Origin of the sequence: Phytobacter sp. SCO41 (genome assembly GCF_003073275.1) — a bacterium.
Lineage (GTDB): Bacteria > Pseudomonadota > Gammaproteobacteria > Enterobacterales > Enterobacteriaceae > Phytobacter > Phytobacter diazotrophicus.
In genome coordinates this window covers 1,072,482-1,085,516 of the sequence record NZ_CP027225.1, presented here as the reverse complement: position 1 = coordinate 1,085,516, position 13,035 = coordinate 1,072,482, and the positions used below count along the sequence as shown (strand labels likewise).

Here is a 13,035-nt window from a genome sequence, read left to right as displayed (position 1 = left end):
CACTTTCAGCAAAATGATTTTGACGTAAATCAAGCGCTTGTTATTTAAAAAATCATACAAATCGCACTTGAAAGCATAATATCTTTAGATATCAGTTTCCTGGCGTTTTACCTGCTGCCATACCTCTTCCATCGCTTCCAGGTCGATTCCGCTCATTTCCAGGCCGCGAGCGGCAACGATCCGCTCAACTTCGCGGAAACGACGTTCAAATTTCAGGTTCGCTTTTTGCAAGGCGACTTCCGCTTTTACCCCCAAATGACGCGAAAGATTGACCGTTGCGAACAACAAATCGCCCATCTCTTCTTCCAGTTTCGCCTCATCCACGACAGCCTGTTTTGCCTCATCCATCACTTCGTCGATTTCTTCGTAGACTTTGTCCAGCACCGGTCCCAGGGAGGTCCAGTCAAAGCCCACGGTTGCGCAGCGCTTCTGGATTTTGTGGGCACGCATCAATGCCGGGAGGCTATGAGGAATGTCATCCAGCGCGGAATGCTGTGACTTTTCGGCGCGTTCAGCGCTTTTAATCTGCTCCCAGCGGGCCAGCACTTCACTGCTGTTTTCCGCCTGCGCGTCACCAAAAATATGCGGATGACGGCGCTCCAGCTTGTCACTGATGGCCGCACACACATCGTCGAAGTTGAACAGATTTTGCTCCTGGGCCATTTGTGCATAAAACACCACCTGGAACAGTAAATCGCCTAATTCGCCGCGTAAATCGTCGAAATCCTCACGGGAAATAGCATCCAGCACTTCATACGTCTCTTCCAGGGTATAGGGTGCGATGGTGGCAAAGGTCTGTTCTTTATCCCACGGACAGCCATTTTCCGGGTCGCGCAGACGTTGCATGATGCCCAGCAGGCGGGTGATTTGAGTCATAGTTCTGTCCTGATGAAAAAAATGCCGGGTGGCGGCGTCGCCTTACCCGGCTTACAGAAGAGTGGATTTAACCGCCGTGCAATCGACGCGCGTCGATAACGTCCGGCACCTGGTTCAGCTTGCCAAGCACACGGCCAAGCACCTGCAGGTTGTAGATTTCAATATTCATATCGATAGTGGCCAGTTGCTCTTTGGTATCACTGCGGCTGGCGACGCCCAGAACGTTAACTTTCTCGTTAGCGAGAATGGTCGTGATATCGCGCAGCAATCCGCTGCGATCGTTGGCGGTCACACGCACCACCAGCGAGTAACCTGCCGAGTAGCTTTCCCCCCACACTGCATCGACGATGCGCTCAGGCGCGTGGGTGCGCAGCTCTTCGAGTTGGTCGCAGTCCGCCCGGTGAATAGAAATCCCACGGCCCTGGGTGATAAAACCAACAATGTCATCACCGGGGATCGGCTGGCAGCAGCGTGCAATGTGATGCATCAGGTTACCCACCCCTTCCACCACTACCCGGCCATTATCTTTGCTACGGTTTTGCGGCGCGTAGGTCTTCTGCTGCAACTGTTTCAGTGCCGCGGCATCCTGCTCTTCCGCGCTCGGCTTGTTGAACTGCGACTGCAGGAAGTTGACCATCTGGTTGAGGCGAATATCGCCGCCGCCAATCGCCGCCAGCAGTTCTTCCAGATCGTTAAAGTTGTAACGCGGCAGTAGCTGTTTTTCCGCCTCTTTCAGGCTGATACCGAGATGTGCCAGTTCGTCATCAAGGATCTGACGACCTGCGAGGACGTTTTTATCCCGATCCTGCTTACGGAACCAGGCATGGATTTTGGAACGGCCACGGCTGGTAGTAACGTACCCCAGGTTCGGGTTCAGCCAGTCACGACTCGGGTTCGGCTGCTTCTGGGTGATGATTTCTATCTGATCGCCCATCTGCAACTGATAGGTGAACGGTACGATACGTCCGCTGATTTTCGCCCCAATGCAACGGTGCCCCACATCGCTGTGGATATGGTAAGCGAAGTCGAGCGGCGTGGAGCCGGCAGGCAAGTCCACCACATCGCCTTTCGGCGTAAACACATAGACCCGATCGTCGAACACCTGGCTGCGTACCTCATCGAGCATTTCGCCCGAATCGGCCATCTCTTCTTGCCAGGCAATCAGTTTACGCAGCCACGCGATGCGGTCTTCATAACCACGACCGCCGCTGTTGGTGCCTGTCGTTGCGCCCTCTTTGTACTTCCAGTGCGCGGCCACGCCCAGCTCGGCGTCTTCATGCATCTGCCGGGTACGAATCTGGATTTCTACGGTTTTGCCCCCCGGCCCTAAAACTACCGTGTGGATAGACTGGTAGCCGTTCGGTTTCGGATTCGCGACATAATCATCGAACTCATCCGGCAGGTGGCGATAATGGGTGTGGACGATACCGAGCGCGGCATAGCAATCCTGCAGACGCTCGGCAACGATGCGCACCGCCCGGACATCAAACAGTTCATCGAAGGCGAGATGCTTCTTCTGCATTTTGCGCCAGATGCTGTAGATATGCTTAGGACGGCCATAAACCTCAGCTTTTACGCCCTCTTCTTTCATTTCTGAACGCAGGTGCCCAACAAACTCTTCGATGTAGTGCTCGCGGTCGATACGGCGCTCATGCAGCAATTTGGCGATGCGTTTGTATTCCGCCGGATGCAGATAGCGGAAGCAGTAATCTTCCAGTTCCCATTTAAGCTGACCGATCCCTAAGCGGTTGGCCAGCGGCGCATAGATGTTTGTACACTCTTTCGCCGCCAGCACGCGTTCGTCTTCCGGCGCTTCTTTCACTTCACGCAGATGGGCAATACGTTCGGCAATCTTGATGACGACACAGCGGAAATCGTCCACCATCGCCAGCAGCATACGCCGCACGTTATCCACCTGCTCAGAGGAGACGGAATCGGTATGGGTGGCTTTCAACTGCCGAATAGCCGCCATATCCCGGACGCCATGGATAAGCTCGACAATCGATTTGCCCACGCTTTCACGCAGGGTATCTTCACTGACGACATCGGCATCTGCCAGCGGGAACAGCAGCGCCGCTCGCAGCGTATCGAGATCCATACTAAGCATGGAGAGAATTTCCACCATCTCAACACCGCGCCATAACAGCAGATCGGCGTGAGGATGTCCCTGTGTTTGTCGCAGACAATATTCCCAGGTTTCGGCTAAGCGTTCACACGACGGCTGGCTGGAGATACCCAGACTGGCGATCCACTTCTTAGGATCGAATTCACCCGCTTTGTTCAAATGCGCACTTCTTACCGCAACCATTGTCCTCTCCTTTAAGGGACCGAGCCTGTCGAACTCGACAAGCCGAAATTAATCACTTGTGCTCGAATAACACCATGGATTCCAGATGCCCAGTGTGCGGGAACATATCCAGCATCGCCAGCCGCTTAATCTGGTAACCCGCATTGACTAACGCTTCGCTGTCACGCGCGAGCGTCGCCGGATTACAGGAAACATACACTACTTTGCCGGGCGCTAATTTTACAATGTATTGCATAACACCAGCGGCACCCGCACGCGCGGGATCAAGAAGTATTTTATCAAAACCCTGACGCGCCCACGGCTGCTTTGTGACATCTTCTTCCAGATTTTCATGAAAAAAGGTCACGTTCTGCAAACCATTTTGTCGGGCATTTTCACGCCCTTTCGCGACCAGTTCGCCAACCCCTTCAACGCCCACCACGCTTGCCGCCCTTTTTGCCAGCGGCAAGGTAAAGTTGCCCATTCCACAGAAAAGATCCAGTACGCGATCGTCCGGCTGCACATCCAGCCATGCCAGCGCGCGGGCAACCATTTGCTGATTTACGCCGTCATTGACCTGAATAAAATCCCGCGGGCTGAACGTTAAGCGTAGCCCGTCAGAGTTATACCAGGGAGATTCTCCTGTAACCTGTTCAAGTATCTCGCTTTCGGGCGCCAGAAAAAGCGCCAGTCCCTCGGAATGCGAAAAGCGTTCCAGTTTTTCCCGGTCAGCAGCACTCAGCGGCGCGGTATGGCGCAAAACCATCAGCGGACCATTATCCGCCAACACCAGTTCAACATGCCCCAAATGGCGCACCGCTTTTAGGCTCGCCAGACAGGTGTGCAAGGGCACAAGTAATGCCTCAAGACGGGGCACCAGGACCGGGCAACGTGAGACGTTAATGATGTCGCTGGCATTTGCCTTACGAAACCCCATCTCCAGACGCTGAGTTTTAGGCTGCCAGCTTAGACTCAGGCGCGCCCGACGCCGATAGGCCCAGGGCGACGCGCAGATAACCTCTTCGACATCGTGCTTCATTAAACGGGCAAGGGCGGCGCTTTTGCTGCGCTGTTGCAGGGCCACACTCGCATGCTGCTGCTGGCAGCCGCCGCAGACCCCGAAATGAGGACATACCGGCGCAACACGGTCAGGACTGTCGTTCAGACGGCGTTTTACTTCACCGCGTGCAAACTGTCGCTTGTCTTCAATCAGGGTAATTTCCGCCGTTTCTTGCGGCAACAATCCGGGGATAAACAACGCCTTACCATTATGTCGCGCACCCCCCTGCCCAAAGGTATCGAGGTCGTTTACTGTGACAGTTATGATCTGACGCGTCGTCACGCGCCGTTTTGCAGAGTAGAATTGCGCCATTGCCGAGAATTTTCTCAATTACAGATAATGACCACATTCTCCCATAACGGAACCCCATGACCAACTACAGCCTGCGTGCGCGCATGATGATCCTGATCCTCGCCCCGACCGTATTGATCGGTGTGCTGTTGAGTATCTTCTTCGTCGTTCACCGCTATAACGACTTACAGCGTCAACTGGAAGACGCAGGTGCCAGTATCATTGAACCGCTCGCCGTCTCCAGCGAATACAGCATGACGTTGCAGGACCGTGAGGCTATTGGGCAACTGATTAGCGTATTGCACCGTCGCCATTCCGAAATCGTGCGCGGCATTTCCATTTACGATGAGCAAAATCATCTGTTCGTCACCTCAAATTTTCAGCTCGATCCGGGTGAGTTACGCCTCGCAGACGGGTCTGCACTCCCCCGGCGATTAAGCGTAACGCGTAAGGGAGACCTGATGATCCTGCGCACGCCTATCATCTCGGAGGGTTACTCGCCGGATGAGTCCGCCATATCCGACGCCAAGCCCGCCGGTAATATGCTGGGGTATGTGGCGCTGGAACTGGATCTCAAATCCGTTCGTCTGCAACAGTACAAAGAAATTTTCATCTCAAGCCTGATGATTTTGTTCTGTATCGGTATTGCGCTCATTTTCGGCTGGCGGCTCATGCGCGATGTCACCGGGCCGATTCGCAATATGGTTAACACGGTAGACCGTATCCGCCGCGGCCAACTGGACAGCCGGGTGGAGGGGTTTATGCTCGGCGAGCTGGACATGCTTAAGAACGGCATTAACTCGATGGCAATGTCGCTGGCGGCCTATCACGAAGAGATGCAGCACAATATCGATCAGTCCACCTCGGATCTGCGCGAAACCCTGGAGCAGATGGAGATCCAGAACGTTGAACTGGACCTGGCGAAAAAGCGCGCCCAGGAAGCGGCGCGTATTAAATCTGAGTTTCTGGCTAATATGTCGCACGAGCTGCGTACGCCGCTTAACGGGGTTATCGGTTTTACCCGCCTGACGCTGAAATCGGAGCTGAATCCCACACAGCGCGACCATATGCTGACCATTGAACGCTCGGCCAACAACCTGCTGGCTATCATCAACGATGTGCTCGATTTTTCGAAACTTGAAGCCGGGAAACTGATTCTGGAGAGTATCCCGTTCCCGTTACGCAGCGCGCTGGATGATGTGGTGACGTTGCTGGCGCACTCCGCTCACGATAAGGGACTGGAGCTGACGCTAAATATCAAAAATGATGTGCCGGATAACGTCATTGGCGACCCGCTGCGCCTGCAACAGGTGATCACCAATCTGGTGGGCAATGCCATCAAATTCACCGAAAACGGTAATATCGATATCCACGTTGAACGGCGCTCGATTAGTAACAATAAAGTGCAAATTGAGGTGCAAATCCGCGATACCGGGATTGGTATTCCGGAGCGGGATCAGTCGCGCCTGTTCCAGGCATTCCGCCAGGCCGATGCCAGTATTTCACGTCGCCACGGCGGTACCGGCCTGGGGCTGGTTATCACCCAACGGCTGGTCAACGAAATGGGTGGCGACATCTCTTTCCACAGCCAGCCTAATCGCGGCTCCACCTTCTGGTTCCACATCAACCTGGACCTGAACCCGAACGCGGTTTCCGAAGGCCCTGTTACCGGTTGTCTGGCGGGTAAACGCCTTGCCTATATCGAACCGAACGCCGCCGCGGCACAAAGCACGCTGGATGTACTGAGCACCACACCGCTCGAAGTGATTTACAGTCCGTCGTTCTCAGCGCTGCCGCCGGATCACTATGACATTCTGCTGTTGTCTGTTCCGGTCACCTTCCATGAACCGCTGACCATGCAGCATGAGAAACTCGCTGCCGCCGCGGCGATGACCGATCATCTGCTGCTGGCGCTGCCCTGCCACGCCCAGATTAACGCCGAAGCGCTTAAACAAGATGGCGCGGCAGCTTGTCTGCTCAAACCGTTAACCTCAACGCGACTGCTGCCCGCCCTGACAGAGTATTGCTGTTCAACCCGTCAGATGGACTCGGTAGATATGAGCAAGCTGCCGATGACGGTGATGGCGGTGGATGACAACCCTGCCAACCTGAAATTGATCGGCGCGCTGCTGGAAGACCAGGTGCAACAGGTTGAATTGTGCGACAGCGGACCTCAGGCGGTGGAAAGGGCCAGGCAGATGCAGTTCGATCTCATTTTGATGGATATTCAGATGCCAGGCATGGACGGTATCCGCGCCTGTGAGCTGATTCACCAGCTTCCGCACCAACAGCAAACGCCGGTGATTGCGGTGACCGCCCATGCTATGGCGGGGCAGAAAGAGAAGCTGCTGAGCGCAGGCATGAACGACTATCTGGCAAAGCCGATTGAAGAAGACAAGCTTTACAATTTGCTGCTGCGCTACAAGCCCGGCGCGCTGGCCAGTAATGTTGTTGCAGCGCCGGAGCCTGTCGAACCCGACGTGCCGGCGGACGTGACGCTGGACTGGCAACTGGCGCTGCGTCAGGCGGCGGGAAAACCGGATCTGGCGCGCGAGATGCTGCAAATGCTGGTGGCTTTCCTGCCTGAGATTCGCAACAAAGTGGAAGAACAACTGGTTGGCGAGGCGCCAGAAGGGTTGCTTGATCTGATTCACAAGCTACACGGAAGCTGTGGTTACAGCGGCGTACCGCGGCTGAAAAACCTCTGTCAGCTTATTGAGCATCAGTTACGCAGCGGTGTGCCTGCTGAGGAACTGGAACCGGAGTTTCTGGAACTGCTTGATGAGATGGACAACGTCACCCGCGATGCCCGTAAAATGATGGGATAATCCTGATACCCTCTCCCACAAGAGAGGGTAATAACCAGGACAAAGCGTTTTATCTGCCCTGCCCAATTTTCAGTACAGCCGCCACGTTACGCGCGGTCATACGGACGTTTTCACCGGCATTGGCCAGCGCATCTTCCAGCGTACAAATTTTATAAATCACGCTGAAAACCGCATCAATACCGTGATCGTGCACAACACCCACATCCGCCGTCAAACTACCCGCAATGCCAATAACCGGCACGTTATAGCGTTTCGCCACTTTCGCAACGCCGACCGGCACTTTGCCGTGCACCGTCTGGCTATCAATACGACCTTCGCCAGTGATCACCAGGTCGGCATCAGCAACATGTTTATCCAGCGCTAACGCATCGGTCACGATTTCAATGCCCTGACGCAGTTCCGCGCCGCAGAATGCGTACAGCGCAGCACCCATTCCCCCTGCCGCGCCACCACCTGCAAGGTTCAGCACATCCTGATCCAGATCGCGGGCAATGATCTTCGCATAGTGCCCCAGCGCCTGATCCAGCCGGGCGATCATTTTCGGTGTCGCGCCTTTTTGCGGACCGAAGATTGCCGAAGCTCCCTCTTTACCCGTCAGCGGGTTCGTCACATCGCAGGCCACTTCAATGCGGCACTGCGCAAGACGTTTGTCCAGCTCACGAATATCGATCCTGGCGAGCGTTTCCAGTGCCGCACCGCCCGGGCCAATCTGCTGATCTTCGTTATCCAGCAATTTCGCCCCCAGCGCCTGCACCATCCCCGCTCCACCGTCGTTGGTGGCGCTGCCGCCAATCCCGATGATGATATGCTTTACGCCTGCGTCCAGCGCATGGCGAATCAGCTCGCCGGTTCCCCATGAGGTGGTGACAAGCGGATCGCGTTGCGCGGGTGGCACCAGTTCAAGGCCGCTGGCCGCCGCCATCTCGATAAACGCACATTTTTCGTCGCCTGACAGGCCATAAAATCCGTCGACGTGTTCGCCAAGCGGGCCTTTGACTGTAACCGAAACGATGCGCCCGCAGGTCGCGGCAACCATGGCTTCAACCGTCCCTTCTCCGCCATCCGCAACCGGCAATTTTACATATTCAGCCGTCGGGAAAATTTCGCGAAACCCGCTTTCAATCGCGGTCGCCACATCCAGAGCACTCAAACTTTCTTTATAAGAGTCAGGTGCGATAACTATTTTCATAAGCCATCCTTACGCATATTCACTGCCGCAAGCATATACCCGGAAGCTTCTGGAAAATGCCAGCCCGGGCATGGGCTGGCAATTCCATTAACGCACCATGCAAGGACGTTTGTTGTCGAACGTCCAGCCGGGGATAAGGTACTGCATCCCCATTGCATCGTCGCGCGCGCCCAGACCGTGTTTCTGATACAGCTCGTGCGCCTTCATCACCTGATCCATATCCAGCTCCACGCCCAGACCCGGCGTTGTCGGCACCTGCACCATCCCGCCTTTAATCTCAAACGGCTCTCGGGTCAGACGCTGGTTGCCTTCCTGCCAGATCCAGTGGGTGTCGATGGCGGTGATTTTACCCGGCGCCGCTGCCGCCACGTGGGTGAACATCGCCAGTGAGATGTCGAAGTGGTTGTTGGAGTGGGAGCCCCAGGTCAGGCCAAACTCGTGGCACATCTGCGCCACACGCACGGAGCCCTGCATGGTCCAGAAGTGCGGGTCCGCCAGCGGGATATCCACCGACTGCAGGGAGAGCGTGTGCCCCATCTGACGCCAGTCGGTGGCAATCATGTTGGTGGCGGTCGGCAGGCCGGTGGCACGGCGGAACTCCGCCATCACTTCACGCCCGGAGAAGCCCTGCTCCGCGCCACACGGGTCTTCCGCATAGGCCAGCGAGCCTTTCAGGTACTTACCGATTTTGATGGCTTCGTTCAGGGACCAGGCGCCGTTCGGGTCGAGGGTGACGCGGGCCTGCGGGAAGCGCTTCGCCAGGGCGACAATGGATTCCGCCTCTTCTTCACCGGCCAACACGCCGCCTTTCAGTTTGAAGTCATTGAAGCCGTATTTTTCATACGCGGCTTCCGCCAGACGTACCACGGCATCCGGGGTCATCGCCTCGTCATGACGCAGGCGGTACCAGTCGCATTTGTCATCCGGCTGGCTCTGGTAGGGCAGCGGCGTCGCCTTACGGTTGCCGACGAAGAACAGGTAGCCGAGCATTTCCACTTCGCTGCGCTGCTGGCCGTCACCGAGCAGGGAGGCGACGTTGACGCCCAGGTGTTTGCCCAGCAGGTCGAGCATGGCGGATTCAATGGCGGTAACCACGTGGATGGTGGTGCGCAGGTCAAAAGTCTGCAGGCCCCGGCCCGCGGCGTCACGGTCAGCAAAGGCGCTGCGCACCTCATTGAGGACATTTTTGTAGGCGCCGAGGGTTTTGCCGACAATCAGCGGCGTCGCGTCTTCCAGAGTCTGGCGGATTTTTTCGCCGCCGGGGACTTCGCCGACGCCGGTGTTGCCGGCGTTGTCGGTGATGATAACGATGTTACGGGTGAAGAACGGCGCATGCGCACCGCTCAGGTTCATCAGCATGCTGTCATGCCCGGCGACCGGGATGACCTTCACTGACGTAACAACAGGAGTCGAACATTGAGCGCTCATATTTTATCCTTTTACTCTGTCACTGACGTCCAAATACCGGGCGTTTTCTGTCAAATTTCCAGCCGGGGATCAGGTATTGCATCGGACCAGCGTCGTTACGCGCACCGCCTGGCAGGCTTTTGTAGATGGCATGGGCTTTTTCAATCTGCGCCCAGTCAATCTCCACGCCGAGCCCCGGCGCATCCGGTACCGCAATCTGCCCGCCTTTGATTTCCAGCGGCTGTTTCGTCAGGCGCGCCTCGCCTTCCTGCCAGATCCAGTGGGTATCGATGGCCGTCGGATTACCCGGCGCCGCCGCGCCAACGTGGGTGAACATCGCCAGTGAAATATCGAAGTGGTTATTGGAGTGGCAACCCCAGGTCAGACCCCAGTCATCACACAGTTGCGCCACACGTACCGCCCCGGAGAGCGTCCAGAAGTGCGGGTCCGCAAGAGGGATGTCTACCGCATTCAGCATTACAGAGTGGCCCATTTCACGCCAGTTAGTGGCGATCATGTTGGTGGCAACGGGCAGACCGGTGGCGCGACGGAATTCCGCCATCACTTCACGCCCGGAGAAGCCCTGCTCTGCGCCACACGGATCTTCCGCGTAGGTCAATACATCCTGGAGGCCTTTGCACAGTTCAATGGCTTCATCAAGCAGCCAGGCGCCATTCGGGTCCACGGTGATACGCGCATCCGGGAAGCGTTTTTTCAGGGCGCGGGCCGCGTCAATTTCCTGCTCGCCCGGCAGCACGCCGCCTTTCAGTTTGAAGTCTTTAAAACCGTAACGGTCCTGAGACGCCTCGGCCAGACGCACAACCGCGTCGCTGTTCATCGCTTCCTGATGACGCAGACGGTACCAGTCGTGATTGCCATCGGTTTTATCAAGGTATGGCAGGTCGGTTTTGGTGCGGTCGCCGATATAGAACAGATACCCTAGGACGGTTACGGCATCACGCTGCTTGCCCGGCCCCAGCAGCTCGCAGACCGGCACGTTCAGCGCTTTACCTAACAGGTCGAGCAGTGCGGCTTCAAGTGCGGCCACGGCATTAACGCGCAGTTCAAACGTCCATGCGCCTTTGCCAAAATTATCGAAATCGCTCGCCTGATTACCCTTATGAACGCGCTGAACCACTTTGTTCAGCCGCGCCACCTCCTGCCCCAGCACCATCGGAATAGCATCCACCAGCGTCTGGTAAATCACTTCCCCACCCGGTGCTTCGCCAACGCCGGTGTTACCGGCGTTGTCTGTCAGTACCACGATGTTACGTGTGAAATAAGCGTTATGCGCACCGCCAATGTTCAATAACATGCTGTCATGACCGGCAACCGGAATGACTTTCATATCTGTAATAACGGGGCTTGCTTGCGTACTCATAATTATCGTCCTGTGACAGGTTTCAATTCGATACGTTTGATATCTCCCACCAATACCAGGTAGCTCAGTACTGCCACCAGAGCATGGATACCAACGTAGATCAGCGCGCCGTTAAACGAGCCTGTAGTCCCAACGATGTAACCGATAGCAATCGGGGTAACGATACCGGAGATGTTACCGAACATATTGAACAGACCACCGCTCAGACCGCTGATTTCCTTCGGCGCCGTGTCGGCCATAACAGCCCAGCCCAACGCACCGATGCCTTTACCGAAGAACGCCATGGACATGAAACCGATAATCATCCATTCAACGTCGGTGTAGTTACAGAACACCATCACCATAGAGAGCAACATGCCAAGTACGATGGGGGTTTTACGTGCAATATTCAGAGAACCCGTACGACGCATTAACCAGTCAGAGATAATCCCGCCGAGCACCCCACCCGCAAAGCCGCAAATTGCCGGGATAGACGCGATAAAGCCCGCTTTCAAAATAGACATACCGCGAGCCTGAACCAGGTAAACCGGGAACCAGGTGATAAAGAAGTATGTCAGGGCGTTGATGCAATACTGCCCCAGGTAAACACCAATCATCATACGGGAGCCAAGCAGTTGCTTGATCTGACCCCATTTTTCGCTGAACGGGACTTTCGCTTTTCCGCTTTTCTGATCCATGTTGATCAGTGCGCCGCCTTCTGCGATGTATTCGAGCTCTTTCTTGTTCACCTTCGGATGCTGGTTCGGTTCGTAAATCACTTTCAGCCAAATGAAGCTGATAACGATACCCAGACCACCCATAAAGAAGAACACGTGCGACCAACCCACCTCATGGGTTAACCAACCCATAATCGGGGCGAAAATTACCGTTGCGAAGTACTGTGCGGAGTTGAAAATCGCGACTGCCGTCCCCCTTTCCTGTGCCGGGAACCAGGCCGCGACGATGCGACTGTTACCAGGGAAGGATGGCGATTCGGCCAGCCCTACCAGGAAGCGCAGGGTGAACAGCGCAACGATGATACCGAAGCCACTGAATACATCGACAAACCCTTGCAGCAGGGTAAACAGGGACCAAATGAAAATGGACCAGAAATAAACACGTTTGGAACCGAAGCGGTCAAGCAGCCAGCCACCCGGAATCTGCCCTATAACATAGGCCCAGGAAAACGCGGAGAAAACATAACCCATACCGATTGGATCAAGGCCGATATCTTTGGCCATTTCTGACCCGGCGATTGACAGCGTGGCGCGGTCACCGTAGTTGAAGGATGTGACGATAAACAACATCACCACTATCCAGTAGCGAGCATTGGTACGCTTTTCAGCGCTGCTCGCTGCTTGGCTTAATGTACTCATTGTTGTACTCCCGAAGCATAAATGTTCATGTACATTCATCCGGAACAGGACAACCTGTAGGGGTGAACCGAATGATGTATTTGTGTTTTTTGCAGTTTTACTGCCGGGTCGCTATTCCCTGCGTACTGCGTTTTTTTAACTTGCGGGAAAAGTATAAAAAGGGGTACCTGAACACTCACCGTGCAACAACACAACATTGTGTGGTCACGGCATGAAGGTTTCTTGCAAAAGCCCAGGGGGATGGGGACTAACTCACGGAAATGAAAAGTTGAGGCGCTAACATTTGGTTAAAAGTCAGCCTGTTTTGAATAATGTGAAACGCATCGCTTGACGCAGTGTAAATGCACTTTTTACCCCTCAG

Annotated in this window: 8 protein-coding genes; 1 reads left to right on the top strand and 7 read right to left on the bottom strand. The window is 55.4% G+C overall.

Features of this window, described 5'->3' with window-relative positions; all coding sequences use genetic code 11:
* Positions 1-84: 84 nt before the first annotated feature.
* From mazG to rlmD, 3 genes are all read right to left on the bottom strand, one after another.
* Positions 85-876: a nucleoside triphosphate pyrophosphohydrolase gene (gene mazG / locus C5523_RS05305; protein ID WP_108700705.1), complete on the bottom strand. Its 792-nt coding sequence runs from the start codon at positions 874-876 to the stop codon at positions 85-87.
* 67 nt (positions 877-943) lie between these two features.
* Entirely contained in the window at positions 944-3,184 is a 2,241-nt protein-coding gene (gene relA / locus C5523_RS05300) for a GTP diphosphokinase (protein ID WP_039077703.1), read from the bottom strand.
* A gap of 52 nt (positions 3,185-3,236) precedes the next feature.
* Positions 3,237-4,535 carry a 23S rRNA (uracil(1939)-C(5))-methyltransferase RlmD gene (gene rlmD, locus C5523_RS05295; RefSeq protein ID WP_108700704.1) on the bottom strand — a complete coding sequence of 433 codons (1,299 nt, stop codon included), beginning with the start codon at positions 4,533-4,535 and terminating at the stop codon, positions 3,237-3,239.
* Positions 4,536-4,591: 56 nt separating this feature from the next.
* Between rlmD and barA the strand changes: the two genes are divergently transcribed.
* The gene (gene barA, locus C5523_RS05290; RefSeq protein ID WP_039077705.1) at positions 4,592-7,342 is read left to right on the top strand and encodes a two-component sensor histidine kinase BarA; all 2,751 of its coding nucleotides are present in this window, start codon (positions 4,592-4,594) and stop codon (positions 7,340-7,342) included.
* A 49-nt stretch (positions 7,343-7,391) separates the two neighbouring features.
* Here barA and C5523_RS05285 read toward each other — a convergent pair whose 3' ends face one another.
* The 4 genes from C5523_RS05285 to C5523_RS05270 form a co-directional block, all read right to left on the bottom strand.
* Complete coding sequence (locus C5523_RS05285) at positions 7,392-8,531, bottom strand: glycerate kinase (RefSeq protein WP_071193826.1); 1,140 nt, start codon at positions 8,529-8,531, stop codon at positions 7,392-7,394.
* An 87-nt stretch (positions 8,532-8,618) separates the two neighbouring features.
* Entirely contained in the window at positions 8,619-9,959 is a 1,341-nt protein-coding gene (gene gudD, locus C5523_RS05280; RefSeq protein WP_103245282.1) for a glucarate dehydratase, read from the bottom strand.
* A gap of 19 nt (positions 9,960-9,978) precedes the next feature.
* Positions 9,979-11,319, bottom strand: a complete 1,341-nt coding sequence (locus C5523_RS05275; RefSeq protein WP_039077079.1) for an enolase C-terminal domain-like protein — start codon at positions 11,317-11,319, stop codon at positions 9,979-9,981.
* A gap of 2 nt (positions 11,320-11,321) precedes the next feature.
* On the bottom strand, positions 11,322-12,674 hold the full coding sequence (locus C5523_RS05270) for an MFS transporter (RefSeq protein ID WP_039077080.1): 1,353 nt from the start codon (positions 12,672-12,674) through the stop codon (positions 11,322-11,324).
* Positions 12,675-13,035 lie beyond the last annotated feature (361 nt).